Annotated in this window: 21 protein-coding genes, 2 tRNA genes and 1 pseudogene; 15 read left to right on the top strand and 9 right to left on the bottom strand. The window is 70.1% G+C overall.

Going from position 1 to position 22,862, the window contains the following annotated elements; genetic code table 11:
• Positions 1-5 precede the first annotated feature (5 nt).
• The 5 genes from gyrA to MTF65_RS30255 all read left to right on the top strand — a co-directional run bounded on the left by gyrA (position 6) and on the right by MTF65_RS30255 (position 5,361).
• Complete coding sequence (gene gyrA / locus MTF65_RS15185; RefSeq protein WP_243629221.1) at positions 6-2,663, top strand: DNA gyrase subunit A; 2,658 nt, start codon at positions 6-8, stop codon at positions 2,661-2,663.
• A gap of 2 nt (positions 2,664-2,665) precedes the next feature.
• On the top strand, positions 2,666-3,403 hold the full coding sequence (locus MTF65_RS15180) for a DUF3566 domain-containing protein (RefSeq protein ID WP_243629220.1): 738 nt from the start codon (positions 2,666-2,668) through the stop codon (positions 3,401-3,403).
• A gap of 118 nt (positions 3,404-3,521) precedes the next feature.
• Positions 3,522-3,595, top strand: a tRNA-Ile gene (locus tag MTF65_RS15175).
• A gap of 146 nt (positions 3,596-3,741) precedes the next feature.
• Entirely contained in the window at positions 3,742-3,876 is a 135-nt protein-coding gene (locus tag MTF65_RS15170) for a DLW-39 family protein (protein ID WP_208809277.1), read from the top strand.
• A 120-nt stretch (positions 3,877-3,996) separates the two neighbouring features.
• Positions 3,997-5,361, top strand: coding sequence for a hypothetical protein (locus MTF65_RS30255; protein WP_308407171.1), 1,365 nt, complete (start codon positions 3,997-3,999; stop codon positions 5,359-5,361).
• An 11-nt stretch (positions 5,362-5,372) separates the two neighbouring features.
• Here the strand turns inward: MTF65_RS30255 and MTF65_RS15160 are convergent, their stop codons facing one another.
• Positions 5,373-6,701, bottom strand: a complete 1,329-nt coding sequence (locus MTF65_RS15160; protein WP_243629219.1) for a serine/threonine-protein kinase — start codon at positions 6,699-6,701, stop codon at positions 5,373-5,375.
• Positions 6,702-6,764: 63 nt separating this feature from the next.
• Complete coding sequence (locus MTF65_RS15155) at positions 6,765-7,313, bottom strand: DNA-binding protein (protein WP_243629218.1); 549 nt, start codon at positions 7,311-7,313, stop codon at positions 6,765-6,767.
• Between the two features lie 161 nt (positions 7,314-7,474).
• On the opposite strand from MTF65_RS15155, the gene MTF65_RS15150 reads away from it, so the two are divergent.
• Together MTF65_RS15150 and MTF65_RS15145 are read left to right on the top strand one after the other, a co-directional pair.
• Positions 7,475-7,547 (top strand) — tRNA-Ala (locus tag MTF65_RS15150).
• A 221-nt stretch (positions 7,548-7,768) separates the two neighbouring features.
• Positions 7,769-8,320, top strand: coding sequence for a LysM peptidoglycan-binding domain-containing protein (locus MTF65_RS15145; RefSeq protein WP_243629217.1), 552 nt, complete (start codon positions 7,769-7,771; stop codon positions 8,318-8,320).
• 75 nt (positions 8,321-8,395) lie between these two features.
• Here MTF65_RS15145 and MTF65_RS15140 read toward each other — a convergent pair whose 3' ends face one another.
• Positions 8,396-9,088, bottom strand: coding sequence for a DUF5324 family protein (locus MTF65_RS15140; protein WP_243629216.1), 693 nt, complete (start codon positions 9,086-9,088; stop codon positions 8,396-8,398).
• A 176-nt stretch (positions 9,089-9,264) separates the two neighbouring features.
• Here MTF65_RS15140 and MTF65_RS15135 point away from each other — a divergent pair, with 176 nt between their 5' ends.
• A complete protein-coding gene (locus MTF65_RS15135; RefSeq protein ID WP_243629215.1) occupies positions 9,265-9,792 on the top strand; it encodes a peptidylprolyl isomerase in 528 nt (175 codons plus the stop codon).
• Positions 9,793-9,988: 196 nt separating this feature from the next.
• Positions 9,989-10,861, top strand: coding sequence for a rhomboid family intramembrane serine protease (locus MTF65_RS15130; RefSeq protein ID WP_243629214.1), 873 nt, complete (start codon positions 9,989-9,991; stop codon positions 10,859-10,861).
• A 129-nt stretch (positions 10,862-10,990) separates the two neighbouring features.
• On the opposite strand, the gene crgA is transcribed toward MTF65_RS15130, so the two are convergent.
• Positions 10,991-11,245, bottom strand: coding sequence for a cell division protein CrgA (gene crgA, locus MTF65_RS15125; protein WP_243629213.1), 255 nt, complete (start codon positions 11,243-11,245; stop codon positions 10,991-10,993).
• A 92-nt stretch (positions 11,246-11,337) separates the two neighbouring features.
• Here crgA and MTF65_RS15120 point away from each other — a divergent pair, with 92 nt between their 5' ends.
• The 6 genes and pseudogenes from MTF65_RS15120 (at position 11,338) to MTF65_RS15095 (ending at position 15,327) form a co-directional block, all read left to right on the top strand.
• Positions 11,338-12,126 (top strand): DUF881 domain-containing protein, encoded by a 789-nt coding sequence (locus MTF65_RS15120; protein WP_243629212.1) that lies wholly within the window; start codon positions 11,338-11,340, stop codon positions 12,124-12,126.
• Positions 12,083-12,871, top strand: coding sequence for a class E sortase (locus tag MTF65_RS15115; RefSeq protein ID WP_243629211.1), 789 nt, complete (start codon positions 12,083-12,085; stop codon positions 12,869-12,871). The genes MTF65_RS15120 and MTF65_RS15115 overlap by 44 nt, the downstream gene beginning before the upstream one ends.
• A 90-nt stretch (positions 12,872-12,961) precedes the next feature.
• Entirely contained in the window at positions 12,962-13,138 is a 177-nt protein-coding gene (locus MTF65_RS15110; RefSeq protein ID WP_030011120.1) for a hypothetical protein, read from the top strand.
• Complete coding sequence (locus MTF65_RS15105; protein WP_243629210.1) at positions 13,135-13,773, top strand: aminodeoxychorismate/anthranilate synthase component II; 639 nt, start codon at positions 13,135-13,137, stop codon at positions 13,771-13,773. The genes MTF65_RS15110 and MTF65_RS15105 overlap by 4 nt, the downstream gene beginning before the upstream one ends.
• A pseudogene (locus MTF65_RS15100) lies at positions 13,734-14,582 on the top strand (class E sortase); the annotation flags it as partial. The gene MTF65_RS15105 and the pseudogene MTF65_RS15100, both read left to right, overlap by 40 nt.
• A 13-nt stretch (positions 14,583-14,595) precedes the next feature.
• Complete coding sequence (locus MTF65_RS15095) at positions 14,596-15,327, top strand: class E sortase (protein ID WP_243629209.1); 732 nt, start codon at positions 14,596-14,598, stop codon at positions 15,325-15,327.
• A 283-nt stretch (positions 15,328-15,610) separates the two neighbouring features.
• On the opposite strand, the gene pknB is transcribed toward MTF65_RS15095, so the two are convergent.
• The 5 genes from pknB to MTF65_RS15070 all read right to left on the bottom strand — a co-directional run bounded on the left by pknB (position 15,611) and on the right by MTF65_RS15070 (position 22,857).
• Entirely contained in the window at positions 15,611-17,635 is a 2,025-nt protein-coding gene (gene pknB, locus MTF65_RS15090; RefSeq protein WP_243629208.1) for a Stk1 family PASTA domain-containing Ser/Thr kinase, read from the bottom strand.
• Between the two features lie 183 nt (positions 17,636-17,818).
• Complete coding sequence (locus MTF65_RS15085) at positions 17,819-19,282, bottom strand: penicillin-binding protein 2 (protein WP_243629207.1); 1,464 nt, start codon at positions 19,280-19,282, stop codon at positions 17,819-17,821.
• Positions 19,279-20,703, bottom strand: coding sequence for an FtsW/RodA/SpoVE family cell cycle protein (locus MTF65_RS15080; RefSeq protein ID WP_243629206.1), 1,425 nt, complete (start codon positions 20,701-20,703; stop codon positions 19,279-19,281). Before MTF65_RS15080 ends, MTF65_RS15085 begins: the two co-directional genes overlap by 4 nt.
• 39 nt (positions 20,704-20,742) lie before the next feature.
• The gene (locus MTF65_RS15075) at positions 20,743-22,209 is read right to left on the bottom strand and encodes a PP2C family serine/threonine-protein phosphatase (protein WP_243629205.1); all 1,467 of its coding nucleotides are present in this window, start codon (positions 22,207-22,209) and stop codon (positions 20,743-20,745) included.
• Positions 22,210-22,353: 144 nt separating this feature from the next.
• Positions 22,354-22,857: an FHA domain-containing protein gene (locus MTF65_RS15070; protein ID WP_243629204.1), complete on the bottom strand. Its 504-nt coding sequence runs from the start codon at positions 22,855-22,857 to the stop codon at positions 22,354-22,356.
• Positions 22,858-22,862 lie beyond the last annotated feature (5 nt).

Here is a 22,862-nt window from a genome sequence, read left to right as displayed (position 1 = left end):
CAGCAATGGCCGACGAAACCACCCAACCCGCCGAGAACGCTGAGAACTCCGCGGAGGAGCAGCCCGTACTGCGGATCGAGCCCGTCGGGCTCGAGACGGAGATGCAGCGCTCCTACCTCGACTACGCGATGTCCGTCATCGTCTCGCGCGCGCTGCCCGACGTACGGGACGGCCTCAAGCCGGTCCACCGCCGTGTGCTGTACGCGATGTACGACGGCGGCTACCGGCCCGAGAAGGGCTTCTACAAGTGCGCCCGCGTCGTCGGTGACGTCATGGGTACGTACCACCCGCACGGCGACTCCTCGATCTACGACGCCCTGGTCCGCCTGGCGCAGCCGTGGTCGATGCGGATGCCGCTGGTGGACTCGAACGGCAACTTCGGCTCTCCGGGCAACGACCCGGCGGCCGCGATGCGCTACACCGAGTGCAAGCTGATGCCGCTGGCCATGGAGATGCTCCGGGACATCGACGAGGAGACCGTCGACTTCACGGACAACTACGACGGCCGCAACCAGGAGCCGACGGTTCTGCCGGCGCGCTTCCCGAACCTGCTGGTGAACGGCTCGGCCGGTATCGCGGTCGGCATGGCCACCAACATCCCGCCGCACAACCTGCGCGAGGTCGCGGCCGGCGCGCAGTGGGCGCTGGAGCACCCGGAGGCCTCGCACGAGGAGCTCCTGGACGCGCTCCTGGAGCGGATCAAGGGCCCGGACTTCCCGTCGGGCGCTCTGGTCGTGGGCCGCAAGGGCATCGAGGAGGCCTACCGGACCGGGCGCGGCTCCATCACGATGCGCGCGGTGGTGGAGGTCGAGGAGATCCAGAACCGCCAGTGCCTGGTGGTGACGGAGCTTCCGTACCAGACCAACCCGGACAACCTGGCGCAGAAGATCGCCGACCTGGTGAAGGACGGCAAGATCGGCGGCATCGCCGACGTGCGTGACGAGACCTCGTCGCGGACGGGTCAGCGCCTGGTGATCGTGCTGAAGCGCGACGCGGTCGCGAAGGTCGTGCTGAACAACCTGTACAAGCACACCGACCTCCAGACGAACTTCGGCGCGAACATGCTGGCGCTGGTGGACGGCGTGCCGCGCACGCTGTCGATCGACGCCTTCATCCGCCACTGGGTGACGCACCAGATCGAGGTCGTCGTCCGGCGTACGAAGTTCCGCCTGCGCAAGGCGGAGGAGCGGGCGCACATCCTGCGCGGTCTGCTCAAGGCGCTGGACGCGATCGACGAGGTCATCGCGTTGATCCGGCGCAGCAACACGGTCGAGATCGCGCGTGAGGGCCTGATGGGCCTGCTGGAGATCGACGAGATCCAGGCCAACGCGATCCTGGAGATGCAGCTGCGGCGCCTGGCGGCCCTGGAGCGGCAGAAGATCGTCGCCGAGCACGACGAGCTTCAGGCCAAGATCAACGAGTACAACGAGATCCTGCGCTCGGAGCACAAGCAGCGCTCGATCGTCAGCGAGGAACTGGCCGCGATCGTCGAGAAGTTCGGCGACGACCGGCGGTCCAAGCTGGTGCCCTTCGACGGTGACATGTCCATCGAGGACCTGATCGCCGAAGAGGACATCGTCGTCACGATCACGCACGGCGGGTACGTCAAGCGCACCAAGACCGAGGACTACCGCTCGCAGAAGCGCGGCGGCAAGGGCGTGCGCGGCACGAAGCTGAAGCAGGACGACCTCGTCGACCACTTCTTCGTCTCCACCACGCACCACTGGCTGCTGTTCTTCACGAACAAGGGCAGGGTCTACCGGTCCAAGGCGTACGAACTCCCGGACGCCGGGCGCGACGCGCGCGGGCAGCACGTGGCGAACCTGCTGGCCTTCCAGCCGGACGAGAAGATCGCGCAGATCCTCGCGATCCGCGACTACGAGGCCGCCCCGTACCTGATCCTGGCCACCAAGGGCGGCCTGGTGAAGAAGACGGCGCTGAAGGACTACGACTCGCCCCGCGCGGGTGGTGTCATCGCCATCAACCTCCGGGAGACGGGCGCCGACGGCGCCGACGGCACCGCCGACGAGCTGATCGGCGCGGAGCTGGTGTCCGCCGAGGACGACCTGCTGCTGATCAGCAAGAAGGCGCAGTCGATCCGCTTCACGGCGACCGATGAGGCGCTGCGCCCGATGGGGCGCGCGACCTCGGGTGTGAAGGGCATGAGTTTCCGCGAGGGTGACGAACTGCTCTCCATGAACGTCGTGCGGCCCGGTACGTTCGTCTTCACCGCGACCAACGGCGGTTACGCCAAGCGGACGCCGGTGGACGAGTACCGCGTCCAGGGACGTGGTGGTCTTGGTATCAAGGCCGCGAAGATCGTCGAGGACCGCGGGTCGCTCGTCGGGGCGCTCGTCGTGCACGAAACGGACGAGATTCTCGCCATCACGCTCAGCGGTGGTGTGATCCGTACGCGCGTCAACGAAGTCAGGGAGACCGGCCGTGACACCATGGGCGTCCAGCTGATCAACCTGGGCAAGCGGGATGCCGTGGTAGGTATCGCGCGTAACGCCGAGGCCGGTCAGGAAGCTGACGAGATCGACGAGGTCGATGAGGCCGACGAGGCCGGCATCGAGACCGAGACGACCGAGGCAGCGGTCGAAGGACAGGCCGTCGAGGCCGCCGAGGGCACGTCGCCTTCGGCAGGGGAGCACGAGGAGTAAGCGTGAGTGGAGCCACGGGCGCCGGACCGGCAAAGACTGGAGAGGACGGTGCCCGTGGCCCCGCCGCGGACTCTCAGGGTGGGGGCACCACCGCCGAAGGCAGGGGGACAACCGTGACGGATACCCGAGGACCGCAGTCGAAGCCGTCGAAGGCCGACGCGAAGGCGGGTGCGGGCGGCGCGGGCACGGGCGCGGAGGCCAGTGCCGGCAAGAACGGCAAGGGTCAGGGCCAAGGCCCGGGCCCGGGCGGACAGCCGTACCAGCCGCCGCAGGCCTACACCGCGCCCTCGGGTCCGGGTGCGCAGCGCGGCGGCGCGAACGCCGCCGCGGCGCAGCAGAAGGCCCGTGCGGCGGTGCGTACGGCGCCCAGGACGCGCAAGGCGCGGCTGCGGGTGGCGAAGGCCGACCCGTGGTCGGTGATGAAGGTCAGCTTCCTGCTGTCGATCGCGCTGGGCGTGTGCACCATCGTGGCGGCGGCGGTGCTGTGGATGGTCATGGACGCCATGGGCGTGTTCTCGACCGTCGGCGGCACCATCAGCGAGGCCACCGGGTCGAACGAGAGCAACGGCTTCGACCTCCAGTCGTTCCTGTCGCTGCCGCGCGTGCTGATCTTCACGTCGGTGATCTCGGTCATCGACGTGGTGCTCGCGACGGCACTGGCGACGCTGGGCGCGTTCATCTACAACCTGTCGGCCGGCTTCGTCGGCGGTGTGGAGCTCACCCTCGCCGAGGACGAGTGACGCGCTGACTGACCTGCGGGGACGTCACCGAACAGGGTCCATTGGGGCTTCGCCCCGGGGGATTTTGGCGGGACCGCGTCTGTGCGCTAACCTTCAGGAGTCAGCGCGCAGCGCGGATGGGGCTATAGCTCAGTTGGTTAGAGCGCATCCCTGATAAGGATGAGGCCACAGGTTCAAATCCTGTTAGCCCCACAGTGTCGAAGACCCCCAGGCCCACCGGCCCGGGGGTCTTCGTCGTTGGGCCGGTTGGTGGCTTCCCAGATCACCGAACGGTATCGGTCGGTGTGTATTGTTGGCCGCCAGAAGTCCCCAACGTCAATGAAAGACGAGGTCGCGCGGTGAAGAAGCTGCTCCTGGTCGCACTGGCCGCCATCGGCGGGCTCCTCGTGTACCGCCAGATCCAGGCGGACCGCGCCGAGCAGGACCTGTGGACGGAGGCAACCGACTCCGTGCCTTCTGGTTCCGGTGTGTGAGACCCGAGATTGATCTCATGGAGCCCCGGTTGCCGCTGCGGCCGGGGCTTTGTGCTGTTCTGTGACGAAAACTTGCGGTTTGCAAAGATTTGGCTTGCGCGGGCAAATGCGGGGTGGGGTGTGAGGGGTCTCGTACGTCGGTGTCGGCGGGTACGGGCGATCGTGCTGGTGGGAGCGGTGGCCGCGGGCCTGGTCGGTGGGCTTCCGGGCGGTGCCGTGCACGCGGCGGATGCGGCGTCCGCGGCGTCTGCGGCGGAGCGGGCCGTGCAGCCGCAGCCGGTCCCGACCTACCGCGCGGCCGAGGGCGCCAGGACCATCGAGGGCAAGCTCACCACGGCCGAGGCCCCGCTCCTGGACGCCGGGGCGGTCTACTCGGACACCATCGCCCCGGGCGAGCGCTTCTACCGGCTCAACCTGGACGACAGGTCCAGCGTGTACGTCTCCGCCGTGGTCCAGCCGCCGCCGGAGGCGAAGGTCGGCTACAGCGACGGCATCGAGGTGGAGATCATCACCACCGAGGGGCGGCGCTGCCAGAGCAACTCCGGCCGGGCCGACTTCGGTTACGACCCCGTCCCGCTCAGCGCCGTGGCCGTACGGCGGCTGGAGGAGGACGCCGAATGCCAGGGCCAGGGCACCTACTTCGCGAAGGTCACCCGCACCGCCGCCAAGGACTCCGACCAGCGGCCGTGGCCGGTGGAACTGCGGCTCCAGCGCGAACCCGGCCTCGGCACCGGCAGCGCCCCGACCACCGCGCCCAGCGTCTGGCCCTCGGCCTCCCCCGCGCTGCCCGGCACCGACCCCGTGGCCCGCACCGGCGGCACCGGCTTCAACGACGCCCGGGCCCTGGACAGCGGGGTGTGGCGTGACGACCTGCGGCCCGGGCAGACCCGCTACTACCGGGTCCCGCTCGACTGGGGCCAGCAGCTCGGGCTCAGCGCGGAGATCTCGGCCGCCAGGATGACCAAGCAGTACGGCTCGGCCTCCAACGGGCTCTCCGTCTCGCTGTACAGCCCGTACCGGGGCCTGGTCGACTCGAAGGACACCTCGTACGACGGCAAGCAGGCGGGCGTGACCCTGCCGAAGACGGCGCCGGTGGCGTACGAGAACCGCTTCTCGGACGCCACCGAGGTGCGCGGGGCGCGGCTGGCCGGCTGGTACTACGTCGCGGTGACGCTGGGCGGGAAGGTCGCGGAGTTCACCGAGGACGCGACGCCGGTCCCGCTGACGGTGCGCGTGCAGGTCAGCGGCAGCCCGGCCAAGGCACCCGCGTACAAGGAGAGTCTGAGCGCGGCCGGGTTCGGGGTCGGCGCCGACGAGCGGGCCGCCGCCAAGGGCGGGCTGACCGCGCCGGAGGCCGACGCCGCCGCCGAGAACCACTCGGCGATGCGGATCGTGGCCGGTGCCGGATTCGGCACCGGGACGCTGCTGCTGCTCGTGCTGGGCGGGTGGATCCTGCTCGCCCGGCGGGGGGGCGAGACCGCTTAGGGCCGTCCCGGCTACATCCGGGTCAGGGCCCAGACGCCGACGGCGAAGCAGATCAGGGCCACGGCGAGGATGCCGGCGGTGACCTTCGCCGGAGGCGGGGCGATCCCGCCGGGGCGGGCCGGCGGCTCCGACGGGTGCGGCACCGGCTGTGGCGCGGTGTCCGGGCGGGACGGCGGCGGGAGATGGAAACTGCCCGTCCGGGAGGGCTCGTACGCCGCGACCGGCGGCGGGCCGAAGCCCGCGGGTGCGGGTGCGGCGGGCGGGGTGGAGTAGGCCGCCGTCGCGGCGGTTCCGCGCGGATCGGTCCGGGTGGGTTCGGCGGCAACGAAACCGGCGGCGGTCGGCGCGGTCGGCGTCGCGGCCGCCGTGGCCGCAGGTCCGGTCGGGGCGCCGGTGGGCTGCGCGGGCATGGTCGCCGCCGCTGCCGCGGTCGGGGCCTGCGGAGTCACCGCGGCGGTGCTCGACGGCCCCTGCGGGCCGAAACCGGCCGGGAGCGGCCCGAGTTGGTCGAACACCTCCACCGGGTCTGCCTCCGGCGGCGCCGGGGGCAGCAGCTCCACGGCCTCGGCGAGGGCCTTGCGGGCCCCTGTGGCCGTCCGGAACCGGCTCTGGGGGTCCGGCTGCAAGAGGTTCGCGATGACGTCCCACAGGGGCGCTGGGACGCCTTCGGGGGCGCCGGGGGTGCCATGGGCGAGGTAATACTCCACCAGGGCCTGGGAATCGGGCTTGCGGCCCTGCAAGAGGTAGAGGGCGACCAGCCCGACGGCGAAGAGGTCGGCGGGGAAGTCCGGCTCCGCGCCCATCATTTGCTCGGGCGCGAAATAACCGGGGGTGCCCACCACGTAGTTGGTCTCGGTCAGCCGGGGCTCGCCCTTGCGCATCGAGATGCCGAAGTCGGACAGCCGCAGGTGCGGCCGCCCGGCTCCGGTGGCCTCCATCAGGATGTTGGCCGGTTTGATGTCGCGGTGGACGACGCCTTCCGCGTGCACCGCCGCCAGCCCCGACAGGAGCTGGTCGAGCAGGGTGCAGACGAACCGAGGCGGCAGCGGCCCGTAGTCCCCGATCACATGGGCGAGGGAACCGCCGGAGACGAGGTCCATGGTGAACAGGACCTTGTCGTCGTCGGCCGCCCAGCTGGCGGGGGCCAGGACGTGCGGGTGGTCGATCCGCAGCGCCTGCTCGCGGACGAACCGGAGCAGGGTGTGGGCGTCGCTCTGCAGCAGCACCTTCGCGGCGACGTACCGGCGCCGCCGGTGGTCCCAGGCGCGCCAGACGGCACCCGCGCCACCGCGCCCGATCGGATCCACCAACTCGTACCGACCGGCGAAGATCTCACCCATCGCTGCGCCCGTCCCCCGTTGTCTCGGCTGTCGTCGCTGTTGTCGCCGGCTTCGTAGCCCGCGTCAGTTCTGGTGGGCCTCGTAGTGGGCCACCGCGTCCGAGGTGCGGCCCGCGCCGTACACCCGGAGGAACTCTGCCAGTTCCGGGTGGCTGGGAGCGAGGGTGTCCGCCGCGTCGATGATGTCGCCGGCCGCCGAGACCGAGCGGAGCAGCGACTGGATCTCCCGGACGACCCGCTTGACGGTCGGTGCGCCGCCGTTCGTGGCGGTCTGACCGCTGTTGCTGAGGACCGAGCCTCCCTGGGTCTTCTTGATCTCGTCCATCCGGTCGGTCGCCTCCACCGCGCTGACGCTCCCGTCGGCCACCTGACTGGCGAGAATTTGGAGGGCCTGGACCCGCTGGACCACGGCCGGGTTACCGATCTTGGCGCGCTGGCCGCTCATCAGCTGGGACAGCATCGGCGCCGACAGCCCGAGGACGGCAGCGAGGCGAGCCTGGTTCAGACCGAGGTCATCTATGAGCCGGCGGAAAAGCGCGCCCAGGGGCTCCCCGTACCAACTGCGCTGAAGCTCCCTGGCTCTGGCTGTGGCCTCTTGCTGTACTGCGTCCACTCTTACTACTCCCCTTCGCTGGTGCGAACCTCGCGAGCATCTTACGGAGAGTGGTCGCAGCGCGGGAGTCCCTATCATTTTGCGGGATGAGGGGGTACACCCGGTACTCTGTTCTGCGGAACGGCCACTCTCTTCCGAGGGACGGTCGCGTCCGGTTCCACGGGGCTTTAGCTCAGTTGGTAGAGCGCTGCCTTTGCAAGGCAGATGTCAGGAGTTCGAATCTCCTAAGCTCCACAAGAAAAGGTCCCCTGACCTGCGGAAACGCTGCTCGGGGGACCTTTCGTGTTTCACGTGGAACATCAGCTGCGGCGGGTGCTGGGCAGCAGGGTCGCGGTCAGGGCGGCTGGGAGTGTCGCCCGGATGGGTCGGTCGCGGGGCCTGTCGGCGGCTCGTGTCCGACAGTGGGGGGAGGCACCCAGCCCAGGGGGGCCACACCACGCCGGAGGCGTATACGCATGGGACTCTTCGACTTTCTGAAGTCCGACAAGAAGAAGGCACACGAGGCGGCCGCCGAGAAGGCGAAGGAGCAGCGGGAGCAGCAGTCCGCGGCCCCGGCGGGTCCGCCCTCCACCATGGGCGGGAAGTACGTGGACACCGCCGATGGCGGCAAGGCGGCCGCCGATCGCATGGGCGGCCCGGCGTCGCGGCAGAGGCCCGTGACGCACACCCCTACCCCCGGGTCCGCCGCGCACAAGTCCGTCCCCGCGGCCCCCGAACCCCCGGTCGCGCGGTCCAAGCCGGCGCCGCCGCCGGTCACGCACGCGCCCCACACCCCCACCCCCGCGTCCGCCGCGCACAAGTCGGTCCCGGCGGCGCCCGCCAGGCCCGCGGCCTCCGCCAAGAAGCGCACGTACACCGTCCAGCCCGGTGACTCGCTCTCCGCGATCGCCCGTCGCGAGCTCGGCAACGAGGACCGCTGGCGCGAGCTCTACGCCATGAACCAGGCCGTCATCGGCGCCAACCCCGACCTCATCCGGCCGGGCATGATCCTTACCCTCCCCAACTGACCCAACTGACCCAACTGACAAGTGACGAAGGGGCCCGGATCCGCACTGGATCCGGGCCCCTTCAGGCGTCATGCGTCAGCGGTTCTCGTCATCCGGGGCCGCCCGCGCATCGCGTTCCTTCTCCGCCAGCTCGTCGTCGAAGCTCGCCGGCTCGGCGTCCTCCGGCGAGAGCTCCGTCGCCGCCGACGGTTCGACGAGCCAGTCCGGGTTCGACTGCTGGTCCCACCACTTCCACGCCGCGAAGGCGACGCCCGCCAGTACGCCGACCACCGCCACGCCCTTGAACAGTCGGCCCGCGCGCGCCCGCCGCTCCTGGCGCCGCACCAGCCGCCGTACCTCCTCGGCCGTCACCTGGCCGCGCAGGGCCGCCAGCGCCGCCACCGACCGCGACGCGGCTTCCTCGGCCACCGGCTGGGCCGCCGCGAGCGCGCTCTCGATGCGCGGCTGCGTGTACTCGGCCGCCTGCCGGGCCGCCCGACGCGTCTGCCGCACCGCCTTCGTCGCCGCCCGGTCCACGTTCGCCGGCACGTGCGCACGTGCCGCGTGCATCCGGGGCTGTAGATGGTTGTCGTACGTCGTACGCGCGTGCCGCGAGGCCTCCAGGGCCGCATGCGACACCATCGGCGCCAGCCGCTCATTCGCCTCGTGCGCGTAGTGCACAGCCGCGTCCTTGGCGGTTTCTGCGTACGGCGCCACCACTTCCGCCGCGTGCTTCACGGTGTCCCTGGCGCTCTCGGCGGCCAGGCGCACGCTGTCCTTGCGGGTCACGGGATCCTCCTCCTCGGTGGCGGACACAGTTCACCTTTCCACCCTTTGTCGGATCATGCCTGCCATATCGCCGAGAGGCATGCGCGACAGGGCATACGGGTGGAGGAATTTCTGTGACGTGATGCGCTCCGTGGGAGTATTTGAAACCGACAGCGATGACTATGGAAGGCAGATCCGTGGCCGAGAAGCTCTACGCCACCCTGAAGACCAATCACGGCGACATCGAGATCGAGCTGCTGCCGAATTTCGCGCCGAAGACGGTCCGCAACTTCGTGGAGCTCGCCACCGGCGCCCGCGAGTGGACGCGTCCCACCGACGGCCAGAAGACCACGGACCCGCTGTACGACGGCACCCTCTTCCACCGTGTCATCTCGGGCTTCATGATCCAGGGCGGTGACCCGCTCGGAAACGGCACCGGCGGCCCCGGCTACCAGTTCGCCGACGAGTTCCACCCCGACCTGGCCTTCACCAAGCCCTACCTGGTGGCCATGGCCAACGCCGGCCCGGGTACGAACGGCTCGCAGTTCTTCATCACCGTCGCCCCCACCGCCTGGCTGACCCGCAAGCACTCCATCTTCGGCGAGGTCACCGACAAGGCCAGCCAGAAGATCGTCGACGCGATCGCCGCGGCCCCGACCAACCCGCGTACCGAGCGCCCCCTCGACGACGTGATCATCCAGTCCGTCGTCATCGAGAAGCGCTGACGCGCCAGGGCCACCGCCCCACCGCCCCACGGCCCCACCGCTCCACGTCCCCGCCGCCCCGCGGGACGCCGCCCGGGAACCTTTCCGCCCCGCCCGTCCGTCCTCCATGCGTACGCATTGTGGGGTCATACCGGACCGGCGGGGCGGCCCTGTATCCCGCGTATCCCGCGCATCCCGCCGCCGATCGAGGGGACCGATGGACACCGACCGCCTGCCGGGCTGCTATCGCCACCCGGACCGCGACACGGGGATTCGCTGCACCCGCTGCGAGCGCCCCATCTGCCCGGAGTGCATGATCAGCGCCTCGGTCGGCTTCCAGTGCCCCGACTGCGTCCGTGAGGGCTCCGGCACCGGCCACCGGCCGCCCGCCAACGCCCCGCGCACGGTCGCGGGCGGGACGGTCGCCGCCGATCCCCACCTCGTCACCAAGATCCTGATCGGGATCAACGCGGCGGTGTTCCTGCTGGGCCTCGCCGTGCCCGAGCTCGTCGTCCGGCTGGAGCTGCTCGGCCGCTACGTCCTGTTCCCGGGCGCCCCCGTCGAAGGGGTCTCCACCGGCGAGTACCACCGGCTGCTGACCTCGGTGTTCCTGCATGTGGAGTGGTGGCACATCGTCGGCAACATGCTCGCCCTGTGGGTGATCGGCGGCCCGCTGGAGGCGGCGCTCGGCCGGGCCCGCTATCTCGCCGTGTACCTGCTGGCGGGCCTGGGCGGCAGCGCGCTCGTCTACCTGCTGAACGCCCCGAACGTCCCGACCGTCGGCGCGTCGGGCGCCGTCTTCGGCCTGCTCGGCGCCACCGTGGTGCTGGTGCGCCGGCTGCGGTACGAGATGCGGCCGGTGATGACCATGGTCGTACTCATGCTGGTACTGACCTTCGTGCCGTTCGGCGGTATGCGCGTGTCCTGGGAGGCCCATGTGGGCGGCCTGATCACCGGCGCACTGGTCGGCCTGGGCCTGCTCCTGCCCGCCGCGGGCCGCAAGCGCACCCTCGTCCAATGGAGTACCTGTGTGGGGGTATTCCTGCTGGCAGCCGCCGTGGTCCTACTCCGGACGGCCGAACTCACCTGATCACACCGGCGTCAACTCTCCACAGAGTTATCCACAGATCTTCTGTCTTTTCCTCAGGTGTGGATGACGCTGTGGATAACTCATGGGGAGAGCTTTCCCGGCCGGTGTTCCTGCGCTACAGGGACGCCGTTACTTCCACTGAGTGGAGACGCCGAATCCCGCTGCGATGAATCCGAAACCGACTACAATGTTCCAATTGCCCAGTGCCTCGATCGGCAGCTGGGTGTCGGTCACGTAAAAGATGACAATCCAGGCGAGACCGATCAGGAAGAAGGCCAGCATCACCGGGGCGACCCAGCTGCGGTTGGTCAGCCTGATGGTCTGCGACTGCTTCGCCGGCGGCGGCGTGTAGTCGTCCTTCTTGCGGATACGTGACTTCGGCACGAGGGGCTCTCCTGTCGATGCGCTGGGGGACCTTGCCTGCCCCGGGCGTCCGTTAGCGTAGTGGACCTGTGGCGTAGAAGGAGAAGGGTACGTTGAGCAATTCCGACGACTCCTCCGCGGGTCCCCGTCGCCGGGTCAGAGCGGTCCGGTTGCTGACGGCCGCCATTTTCGCCCTGGCGGGCCTGATTTTCGTCACCAGCTTCAACACGTCCAAGGGTACGAACATCCGGACGGACGCGTCCCTCCTGAAACTCTCCGACCTCATCCACGAGCGCAGCCAGGACAACGCCGAGCTGGAGAAGACCACCGCGGCCGCACGCGGCCGGGTGGACGCCCTCGCGGACCGCGACGACGGCAGCACCAAGGCCGAGGACGCCAGACTGGCCGCCCTGCGGACCGCGTCCGGCACCGAGCCGCTCACCGGCAAGGGCCTGACCGTCACCCTCAACGACGCGCCGCCGGGCGCCACCGCCCGCATCCCCAACGTGCCCGAGCCCCAGCCCAACGACCTGGTGATCCACCAGCAGGACCTCCAGGCCGTGGTGAACGCCCTCTGGGAGGGCGGCGCCCAGGGCATCCAGGTCATGGACCAGCGCCTCATCTCCACCAGCGCCGTGCGCTGCGTGGGCAACACCCTGATCCTCCAGGGCCGGGTGTACTCGCCCCCGTACAAGGTGTCGGCGGTCGGCGATCCGGCGGCGCTGCGCAAGGCCCTCGCGGCCTCCCCGGCGCTGCAGAACTACCAGCTGTACGTGAACGCGTACGGGCTCGGCTGGAAAGTCGACGAGCACAAGACGCTGACACTGCCCGGCTACTCCGGCACAGTGGACCTCCACTATGCGAAGCCGGTGGTCCCCTCGTCCGCGACGAGTACGCCTTGACGTCGTACTGCGCCTGGTGGTACGGACGTTCAGCGAGGTGTGCCTGACCGTCGGCACCCTGATCGTGCTGTTCGTGGCGTACGTACTGCTGTGGACCGGGGTCAAGGCCGACCGGGCCATGGACGGGGAGATGGCGCGGCTGCGCGCCGGCTGGTCGCAGGCCCGGGAGCAGGCCCCCGCACCGGTTCCGGCACCCGCCGCCTCGGCCCCGCTCGCCTCGGCACCCGCCACGTCGGCCCCCGCGCCCAGCCCCGGCGAACCGGCGGCCGGCTACCCGCCCGGGCGCGCCTTCGCCGAGATGTACATCCCGCGCTTCGGCCCCGACTGGAACAAGCCGGTGCTGGAGGGCACGGGCACCGAGCCGCTGAAGAAGGGCCTCGGCCACTACACGGGCACGGCCCGCCTCGGCGGCACCGGGAACTTCTCCGTCGCCGGCCACCGGCGGACGTACGGGGACCCCTTCAAGGACTTCCCCGAGCTGCGCCCCGGGGACGCCGTGATCCTCAAGGACGCGACGAGCTGGTACACGTACACCGTCCGCGACGAGCCGCTGCGCGTCCTGCCGACCGAGACCGGCGTGGTGGACCCGGTGCCCCGCCGCTCGCCGTTCACGGCCCCGGGCCGGTACCTGACGCTGACGACCTGCGATCCGGAATGGGGACACAGCCACCGGCTGGTCGTCTGGGCGGAACTGACCGGTACGCGGCCCGTCTCACAGGGCGGACCGGAGGGATCGCGCAGCTGACCCCCCACCCCGGGCCGCTGCCTTTAGTCTGTTGCGGTACCGCCCCCGCGGTGCGTGGGACGAACGTGGAACGGAAGGCAATCAGACGGCATGTACGGCTGGATCTGGCGGCATCTGCCGGGCAACGCGTGGGTGCGCGCGCTGATCTCCCTCGTACTGGTCCTCGCGGTGGTGTTCGTGCTGTTCCAGTACGTCTTCCCGTGGGCCGAGCCGCTGCTCCCGTTCAACGACGTGACGGTGGACGAGGGATCGGGAGCCACTCCGTGAGCGCGCGCATTCTGGTTGTAGACAACTACGACAGCTTTGTCTTCAACCTGGTCCAGTACCTGTATCAGCTCGGCGCGGAATGCGAGGTGCTGCGCAACGACGAGGTCGCGCTCGCGCACGCGCAGGACGGCTTCGACGGCGTCCTCCTCTCGCCCGGTCCGGGCACCCCGGAAGAGGCCGGCGTCTGCGTCGACATGGTCCGGCACTGCGCGGACACGGGTGTCCCGGTCTTCGGCGTCTGCCTGGGCATGCAGTCGATGGCGGTCGCCTACGGCGGGGTCGTCGGCCGGGCTCCCGAGCTGCTGCACGGCAAGACCTCGCCGGTGGTGCACCAGGGGCTGGGCGTCTTCGAGGGACTGCCCTCGCCGTTCACCGCCACCCGGTACCACTCCCTCGCCGCCGAGCCCGAGACCCTCCCCGACACGCTGGAGGTCACGGCGCGCACGGAGGACGGGATCATCATGGGGCTGCGGCACCGGGAGCACGACGTGGAGGGTGTGCAGTTCCACCCCGAGTCGGTGCTGACCGAGTGGGGCCACCGGATGCTCGCCAACTGGCTGGTGCGGTGCGGTGACGCGGGTGCCGTGGAGCGCTCGGTGGGGCTGGCCCCGGTGGTGGGCAAGGCCGTCGCGTGACCGCGCTCGCGCCGTCCGCGCCCACGGAGGGGCGGGCCGCGCGGCGCAGGGCAGCGCAGGAGGCCGCGAAGCGCACGCGGAGGCGGGGCGGGCGGCGGCGGCGCCGCCCGCGCTCGGGCGGCCCGGTGGTGGTCGTCAGCCGGCTGGCCGGGGAGCTGTTCATCACACTGGGCCTGGTGATGCTGCTGTTCGTCGCCTACCAGCTCTGGTACACGAACCTGCTGGCGCAGCGGACGGCGGACGGAGCCGCGGGCTCGCTGCTCAAGGACTGGGAGCGGCCCGCCCCGGGCGGGGCCGCCGCGCCGCCGGTGACGGCGTTCGAGCCGGGGCAGGGGTTCGCGATCCTGCACATCCCGAAGCTGGACGTGAAGGTGCCGGTGGCGGAGGGGATCAGCAAGCCGAAGGTGCTCGACAAGGGGATGGTCGGGCACTACGCCGAGGGCGCGCTGAAGACGGCGATGCCGGCGGACGAGCAGGGCAACTTCGCGGTGGCCGGGCACCGGAACACGCATGGTGAACCGTTCCGGTACATCAACCGGCTGGTGCCGGGTGACCCGATCGTGGTCGAGACGCGGGACGCGTACTACACCTATGAGATGACCTCGGTGCTGCCGCAGACGCCGCCGACGAACGTCTCGGTGCTGAAGCCGGTGCCGCAGGGGTCGGGCTTCACTTCCGCGGGCCGGTACATCACGCTGACGACCTGCACGCCCGAGTTCACGAGCACCTTCAGGATGATCGTATGGGGCAGGATGACCGACGAACGCCCCCGCAGCCAGGGTGCCCCACCCGCGCTGGCCAGCCCGTAAGGACGGATCCGCAGTGTCTCGTTCCCGCCGCCGCGCCGCGGCACCGACCGGCAACCGCGGCGTGCTCGCGGGGTTCCTGAGCCTGCTGGGCGAGTTCCTGATCACGGCGGGCCTGGTGCTCGGCCTGTTCGTGGCGTACTCGCTGTGGTGGACGAACGTCCTCGCGGACCGGCAGGCGTCGGCGCGGGGTGACGAGATCCGCCGGCAGTGGCAGCGGTCGGAGCCGGCCGGCGGGGCGCCGGCGGAGCCGGGGGCGCTGGACACGCGGGGCGGGATCGGGTTCCTGCACGTGCCGGCGATGAAGAACGGCGAGGTCCTGGTCAAGCGGGGCACGGCGCCGGACGTCCTGAACGACGGGGTGGCGGGGTACTACACGGAGCCGGTGAAGGCGGGGCTGCCGTGGGAGAAGTCGGGGAACTTCTCGCTGGCGGCGCACCGGGACGGCCACGGGGCGAAGTTCCACAACATCGACAAGGTGGGGAACGGCGACGCCGTCGTCTTCGAGACCCGCGACACCTGGTACGTGTACAAGGTCTTCGCGGAGCTGCGGCAGACGTCGAAGTACAACGTGGACGTGATCTCCCCGGTCCCGAAGGAATCGGGCAGGACGGCCCCGGGCCGGTACATCACGCTGACGACCTGCACGCCGGTGTACACGTCGAAGTACCGGTACATCGTCTGGGGCGAGCTGGTGCGGACGGAGAAGGTGGACGCGAAGCGCACCCTGCCGGTGGAGCTGCGCTGACGCCCCGGCCGTCCCGGCTGCACCGGCCGTCCCGGCCGTCCGGGCCACCCCGGCCGCCCCGCGCGGCGCACCGGCCCCAGGAAGGCCCCTGTGTCCCGCTGTGACGCGATGCCGGGGCGTTCGGGCAGTCGGTGGCCAAGGCGTCGCGTCGGACGGCGTACGCGGTCGTGTGGGGCTTCGCGTGGCGGCCGCGGACGGTTGCCGCCGCCGGTTCGGGCAAGCGAAGAGCCCGGCCCCTCTCACCGAGAGGGGCCGGGCTCTTCGCTGTCACACCCGCCGGAGGCTAGTCGCGGTCGCCGCCGAGGCCGCCGAAGAGGCCGCCGCCGTCCTGCTGACCGTTGCCGGCCACCGTGGTCACGTTGACCACCCGGCCCGGCTCGACCAGCGTGCCGGCCGGCGGGTCGGAGAACATGATCTTGGCGTTCTCGTCCCCGGGGCCCGCGACGACCGCCCCGAAGGCCAGGCCCTTGGCGGCCAGGATGGCCCGGGCCTCGGCAACCTTCTTGCCCGTCAGGTTCGGGACATCGGTCTGCTGGGCGGCCTTGGAGATCGTGATGTTGACCGAGCTGCCCGGCTTGAGCGGCTCACCCGCGGGGAACTGCTGCTGGAAGACCGTCTTCGGAGGCACTCCCGGGTTGTCGGCCTCGGTGACGCTGCCGAGCTTGAGGTTGGCCTGCTGGAGGAGCTTGGAGGCCTCCTCCTTGGTCTTGCCGTTGAGGTCGGGGACCTGGGTCTTCGAGACTTCCTTGGCGACGGTCAGCGTGATGACCGAGTTCTTCTCGGCCTCGCCGCCGCTCTTGGGGTTCTGTTCGAGGACCGTGCCGGCCGTGCGCTCGGACTCCACGAGCTTCTTCTCGACCTGGAAGCCCTTCTCCTTGAGCGCCTTCTCCGCGTTGTCGTACGTCAAGTTGACGACGTCGATCACCGGCACCTTGGGGGCGCCCGAGGAGATCTTGACCTTGATGGTGGAGTCCTTCTCCGCCTTGGTGTCGGGCGCCGGGTTCTGCGAGCAGACCTTGCCCTTGGGCTGGTTGTCGCAGGGTTCGTCGGCTTCCTTCACGACCTTGAGGCCGACGTTGTCGGCGTTCTTCTGCGCCGACTCCAGCGTTTCGCCGATCAGCTTGGGCACGACGGGCCGGTTGTCGGCCTTGCTGCTGAAGAGGGCTTGGCCGATCAGGATGGCGCCGACCAGGACGAGGACGCAGGCGACGGCCAGCAGTATCGTCGAGGCCCTGCTCTTCTTCTGGCGGCGGCCGTGGCCCTGGTCGTAGCCGCCCTGGCCGCCCTGGTCGCCGTATCCGTAGCCGCCGCCGTCGCCCGGGGGCATCGGCGGGAGCATGGCGGTCTGGCCGCCCGGGTCGGCGGCGCGCAGGGCGGTGGTGGGCTGGTCGTAGCCCTGGTGTCCGTAACCGCCCTGGTCGGGGTAGCCGTATCCGGCGGCTCCCATGGCAGCGGCGGCGGCGACGGGCTGGCCGTCGAGGCAGGCCTCGATGTCGGCGCGCATCTCATCGGCGGACTGGTAGCGGTAGTCGGGGTCCTTGACCAGCGCCTTCAGCACGATCGCGTCCATTTCGGGCGTGATCTCGGGGTCGAAGTTCGACGGCGGCTGGGGCTCTTCCCGTACGTGCTGGTAGGCGACGGCCACCGGGGAGTCCCCGACGAACGGCGGCCGGACGCAGAGCAGCTCGTAGAGCAGGCAGCCGGCGGAGTACAGGTCCGAGCGCGCGTCCACCTGCTCGCCCTTGGCCTGCTCCGGGGAGAGGTACTGGGCGGTGCCGATCACGGCGGCCGTCTGCGTCATCGTCATGCCGGAGTCGCCCATGGCGCGGGCGATGCCGAAGTCCATGACCTTGACCTGGCCGGTCCGGGTCAGCATGACGTTGGCGGGCTTGATGTCGCGGTGCACGATGCCGGCGCGGTGCGAGTACTCAAGGGCCTGGAGGATGCCGATGCACATCTCGAGGGTGCGCTCGGGCAGCAGCTTGCGGCCCGAGTGCAGCAGCTCACGCAGGGTCGAGCCGTCGACGTACTCCATCACGATGTACGGGATGGAGATGTTGTCGACGTAGTCCTCGCCGGTGTCGTAGACCGCGACGATCGCCGGGTGGTTGAGCGACGCGGCCGACTGGGCCTCGCGCCGGAACCGGGCCTGGAAGGACGGGTCGCGGGCGAGATCGGCGCGCAGGGTCTTGACGGCGACGGTACGGCCGAGCCGGGTGTCGTGACCGAGGTAGACCTCGGCCATGCCACCGCGGCCGAGCACGTGGCTCAGCTCGTACCGGCCGCCGAGGCGACGCGGCTCTTCCATAACGTTGCAGCCCTCTCCGTCAGTCCCGACCGCACCCTCGTGTGGTCCGGCGGTGTGCTGTTCGCGCAAAGGCTACCGGCCGATCGTCGGTGATCGGTTCGCGGCCACAGGCTGATACCGGACCGGTACCGTACGCTCCGATCCGGGCCCGCTTCAGTGGTCTGGGTCACTCCGGCGGGTGGTTCAGCCCTTGCTCTTGAGTACGGCCTCCATGACCGCCTTGGCGACCGGGGCGGCGAGGCCGCCGCCGCTGATGTCCTCGCGGCTGGCGTCGCTGTCCTCGATGACGACGGCGACGGCGACGGGGGAGGTTCCGTCGGGGTTCTCGGCGTAGGAGATGAACCAGGCGTACGGACGCTTGGCGTTCTTCTCGCCGTGCTGGGCGGTGCCGGTCTTGCCGCCGACGGTGACGCCGTTGATCTTGGCCTTGCCGCCGGTGCCGTTATCGATGACGTTGACCATCATCTGCTGGAGCTTCTGCGCGTTGGCGGCGGAGAGGGGCCGGCTCATTTCCTGCGGCTCGTGCTTCTCGATGACGTCGAGGTTGGGCGCGGTGAGCTGGTCCACCATGTACGGCTTCATCAGCTTGCCGTCGTTGGCGATGGCGGCGGTGACCATGGCCATCTGGAGCGGGGTGGCGGCGGTGTTGAACTGGCCGATGGCGCTCTGGGCGTTGCCGTCCTTGCCCATGGTCTTGTCGTAGACGCTGGCGAAGGCGCGCACCGGGGTGTCGATCTTGTCGTTGTTGAAACCGAACTTCTCGGCCGTCTTCACCATGTTGTCGCGGCCGACCTTGTCGCCGAGGTTGGCGAACACGGAGTTGCAGGAGACCCGGAGCGCGTTGTTCAGGCTGGCCTTCTCGCAGCCGCTGGCGTGGTTGACCATCGGGGTCTTGGTGCCGGGCAGGATGTACGGCTCGGGGGTGTCGGTCGGCGCCTCGATGTCGGTGACGACGCCGTGCTCCAGGGCCGCGGCGGCGGTCACCACCTTGAAGGTGGAGCCGGGCGGGTAGGTCTCGCGCAGGGCGCGGTTGACGAGCTTCTTGTCCTCGCTGTCCTTGAGGGAGACCCAGGCCTTCTCGTCGGTCTTGGAGTTGCCCGCGAAGCTGGAGGGGTCGTACGAGGGGGTGCTGACGAGGGCGAGGATGGCACCGGTGCGCGGGTCGATGGCCGCGACGGCGCCCTTCTTGTCGCCGAGCTTGTCGAACGCGGCCTTCTGGGCGGCGGCCTTGAGGGTGGTGACGACGTTGCCGCCGGCCTTCTTCTCGCCGGTGAACATGCCCACGGTGCGGTCGAAGAAGAGCCGGTCGTCGTTGCCGGTGAGGATGCCGTCTTCGAGGGATTCCAGCTGGGTGGAGCCGAAGGCCTGCGAGGCGTAGCCGGTGACGGGCGCCCACAGGGGGCCGTCGAGGTAGGTCCGCTTGTACTTGTAGTCGCTGCCGTCGGTGGTGGCGGAGCCCGTGATGGGGTTGCCCTCGACGATGATGTTGCCGCGTTCGGTGGCGTACTGGGCGATCTGGACCCGGCGGTTTTCCTTGCGGGTGCTGAGTTCCTCGGCCTGGACGTACTGCAGCCAGTTGGTCCGGATCAGCAGCGCGAGGACGAGCAGCCCGCAGAACAGCGAGATGCGGCGCAGGGGCTTGTTCATGACGGGCGGACCACCTGGGTCATCTCGGAGTCGGGGGACGGGGCGGGAGCCGGGGCGGGGCGGCGTGCGGTGTCGCTGATCCGGATGAGGATGGCGATGAGCACCCAGTTCGCGAGGACGGAGGAGCCGCCGGACGCGAGGAAGGGCATGGTCATGCCGGTGAGGGGGATGAGGCCCATGACTCCGCCGGCGACGACGAAGATCTGGAGCGCGAAGGCGCCGGAGAGGCCGATGGCGAAGAGCTTGCCGAAGGGGTCGCGGGCGGCGAGGGCGGTGCGTACGCCGCGCTCGATGATCAGGCCGTAGAGCAGGAGGAAGGCCATGACCCCGGCGAGACCGAGCTCTTCGCCGACGGTGGAGAAGATGAAGTCGGAGTTCGCGGCGAAGCCGATGAGGTCGGAGTTGCCCTGGCCCCAGCCGGTGCCGAGGACGCCGCCGGAGCCGAAGCTCATGATCGACTGGCCGACCTGCTCGCAGGCTCCGGACGTCCTGTAGCACTCGAAGGGGTCGAGCCAGGCGGTGACGCGGGCCTTGACGTGGCTGGCGGTGGCGCCGACCACGGCGGCCCCGCCCACGCTCATGAGCAGGCCGATGACGATCCAGCTCGTCCGCTCGGTAGCCACGTACAGCATGATCACGAACATGCCGAAGAAGAGCAGCGAGGTGCCGAGGTCGTTCTCGAAGACCAGGACGAGCAGGCTCATCGCCCAGATCATCAGGATCGGGCCGAGGTCGCGGCCGCGCGGCAGGTAGAGGCCCATGAAGCGGCGGCTGGCGAGCGCCAGGGCGTCGCGCTTGACCATGAGGTAGCCGGCGAAGAAGACGGCGATGACGATCTTCGCGAACTCGCCGGGCTGGATCGAGAACCCGCCGACGCTGATCCAGATCTTGGCACCGAAGACATCGGCTCCCAGACCCGGGATCACGGGCAGGATCAGCAGCACGAGCGAGGCGGCCATGGAGATGTACGTGAACCGCTGGAGCACGCGGTGGTCCTTGAGGACCAGCAGGACGACGGCGAACAGGGCGATGGCGAGGGCCGTGTACATCATCTGCCGGGGCGCGGACTCGGAGAAGGCGCCGAACTGGATCTTCGCGAGGTTCTGCAGCCGCTCGGACTGGTCCAGACGCCAGATCAGGACGAGGCCGAGCCCGTTGAGGAGCGTGGCGATCGGCAGCAGCAGCGGGTCGGCGTACTTGGCGTAGCGGCGTACGACGAGGTGGGCCAGCCCCGCGAGAACGCCGAGGCCGAGCCCGTAGGTGAGCATGCCCGGGGGCAGCTTCCCGTGGATCGACAGGCCCGCGTTGGCGTAGGCGAAGATCGGAATGACCACGGCGAAGCCGAGCAGCAGGAGCTCGGTGTTCCGCCGGCTCGGCAGCTCGATGGCGCCGATGGTGGTCGTGTTGGTGACAACGCTCATGGTGTGGCAGGCCCCCTGCGCCCGCGTGTGACTACTGCTCTACTGCTGGCCGCAGATGCCGACCAGCGCTTGCTCCGCGGGAGTCAGGCTGGGGCTGGGTGTCTGGGTGTTCTGCGTCTCGGCGTTGCGGCGTTCTTCGTCCTTCTTGCAGGCGGAGACCTGGAGGCCGAGTTCGTCGATCTTCCGTCGGGCCCCGTCGAGGGTGCTCTCGGTGATGGTGGCCTCGACCTGCTTGCGCTTGTAGGGCGGCAGGTACTTCAGCTCGATGTCGGGGTGGTCCGTCTCGACCTGGGAGAGGTGGATCCAGCCGAGGTTCTGGCTGATGCCCCGGTAGAGCGCGACGTGTTCGCCCTTGACGCCCACGTAGTACTGGGTCTGCGTCCAGCGGTGGGCGGCGTAGAGGCCGCCTCCGATGGCTCCGGCGACGAGCAGGAGGAGCAGCGTACGCACGGTCCACTTGCGCCCTTTGCCGCGGCGCCTGCGGGGGTGGTCGTACGTGTCGTCGTAGCGTGGATCGGCGTCGTAGGCGTTCGCGTCGGCTTCGCCGAAGCCGCCGTACCCGCCGCCGCCCTGGCCCTGGTCGGGGTATCCGTAGCCGGGGTTGTCGCCGCTGCCGGGCGGGCCGAAGGCGCCGGCGGGCGGGGCGGCCTGGCGGCCCAGACCCGCGGCGCGCCCGGCCGGGGTCTGCATGGCGTTGCCGTCGAAGAGCTGGTGCTGGTTCTCCGCGACCGCGCCGACGACGACCGGGGTGTCGCTCAGCTGGGCGGCGAGGGTGTCGCCGCTGTCGGTGTCGAGGACGTCGGCGACGATGCAGGTGATGTTGTCGGGGCCGCCGCCGCGCAGCGCGAGCTGGATGAGGGCCTGCACCGTCTCGTGGGGGCCGTGGTAGTCGGCGAGCGTCTCTTCCAGGGTCTGGTGGGAGACGACGCCGGAGAGCCCGTCGGAGCAGATGAGGTAGCGGTCGCCGGCCCGGACCTCGCGGATGGAGAGGTCGGGTTCGACGGTGTCACCGCTGCCGAGCGCCCGCATGAGGAGGGAGCGCTGGGGGTGGGTGGTGGCTTCCTCTTCGGTGATGCGGCCCTCGTCTACGAGGCGCTGCACCCAGGTGTGGTCCTGGGTGATCTGCGTGAGGAGGCCGTCGCGCAGCAGGTAGGCGCGGGAGTCGCCGACGTGGACGAGGCCGAGGCGCTGGCCGGTCCACAGGAGGGCGGTGAGCGTGGTGCCCATGCCTTCGAGCTGGGGGTCCTCCTCGACCATGACGCGCAGCTGGTCGTTGGCGCGCTGCACTGCGGTGGCGAGGGAGGTGAGGATGTCGGAGCCCGGGACGTCGTCGTCGAGCTGTACGAGTGTGGAGATCACCTCGGAGCTGGCGACCTCGCCGGCGGCCTGGCCTCCCATGCCGTCGGCGATCGCGAGGAGACGGGGGCCGGCGTAGCCGGAGTCCTCGTTCCCCTCACGGATCATGCCCTTGTGCGATCCGGCGGCGAACCGCAGGGACAGACTCATGCGCACCTGCCCAGTCGACGCAGCCTCCGGGTACAACCGGTCTCGAGCCACACTGCCCACCCTCCGGTCGGGAGCGCGCGCGGATCCGTGTCCTCGGGGGGACGGACCGTCGCGGCTCGCTCGCTCCGCTCGCTCATTCTCGTACTACTTCCGCAGCTCGATGACGGTCTTGCCGATGCGGATCGGGGCGCCCGGCGGAATGGGCGTCGGGGTGGTCAGTCGGGTCCGGTCGAGATACGTGCCGTTGGTGGACCCGAGATCCTCGACGATCCACTGGCCGTCACGGTCGGGATAGATCCTGGCATGGCGGCTGGAGGCGTAGTCGTCGTCCAGCACGATGGTGGAGTCGTGCGCCCGGCCGAGCGTGATCGTCTGGCCGGCGAGGGCCACCGTGGTGCCCGTGAGGGTGCCCTCGGAGACGACGAGCTTGGTGGGTGCCCCGCGGCGCTGGCGCTGCTGTGGCGGCGCGCTCTGCCGGCCACCCGCCTGCTGCGGCGCGCTGCCCGCCCCGCCGCTGCGGCGGGAGCCGCGCTGCGTGACGCGCGTACCGAAGAGGTCGCTGCGGATGACCTGGACGGCCACGATGACGAACAGCCACAGAACGGCCAGGAAACCCAACCGCATGACCGTCAGGGTCAGCTCTGACATTGCCC

The organism is Streptomyces sp. APSN-46.1, assembly GCF_022815725.1.
In the GTDB taxonomy this organism is placed as follows: domain Bacteria; phylum Actinomycetota; class Actinomycetes; order Streptomycetales; family Streptomycetaceae; genus Streptomyces.
The sequence above is the reverse complement of the archived record's forward strand: the minus strand, read 5'-3'. Positions and strand labels throughout refer to the sequence as shown.

Excerpts from the sequence above, each read along its gene's own strand:
- MTF65_RS15085 (WP_243629207.1), bottom strand. The coding sequence starts at position 19,282 with ATGAACAAGCCCCTGCGCCGCATCTCGCTGTTCTGCGGGCTGCTCGTC.
- MTF65_RS15110 (WP_030011120.1), top strand. The coding sequence starts at position 12,962 with ATGTACGGCTGGATCTGGCGGCATCTGCCGGGCAACGCGTGGGTGCGC.
- MTF65_RS15115 (WP_243629211.1), top strand. The coding sequence starts at position 12,083 with ATGCGAAGCCGGTGGTCCCCTCGTCCGCGACGAGTACGCCTTGACGTC.
- MTF65_RS15070 (WP_243629204.1), bottom strand. The coding sequence starts at position 22,857 with ATGTCAGAGCTGACCCTGACGGTCATGCGGTTGGGTTTCCTGGCCGTT.
- MTF65_RS15130 (WP_243629214.1), top strand. The coding sequence starts at position 9,989 with ATGGACACCGACCGCCTGCCGGGCTGCTATCGCCACCCGGACCGCGAC.
- MTF65_RS15160 (WP_243629219.1), bottom strand. The coding sequence starts at position 6,701 with ATGGGTGAGATCTTCGCCGGTCGGTACGAGTTGGTGGATCCGATCGGG.
- gyrA (WP_243629221.1), top strand. The coding sequence starts at position 6 with ATGGCCGACGAAACCACCCAACCCGCCGAGAACGCTGAGAACTCCGCG.
- MTF65_RS15075 (WP_243629205.1), bottom strand. The coding sequence starts at position 22,209 with ATGAGTCTGTCCCTGCGGTTCGCCGCCGGATCGCACAAGGGCATGATC.
- MTF65_RS15080 (WP_243629206.1), bottom strand. The coding sequence starts at position 20,703 with ATGAGCGTTGTCACCAACACGACCACCATCGGCGCCATCGAGCTGCCG.
- pknB (WP_243629208.1), bottom strand. The coding sequence starts at position 17,635 with ATGGAAGAGCCGCGTCGCCTCGGCGGCCGGTACGAGCTGAGCCACGTG.
- MTF65_RS15145 (WP_243629217.1), top strand. The coding sequence starts at position 7,769 with ATGGGACTCTTCGACTTTCTGAAGTCCGACAAGAAGAAGGCACACGAG.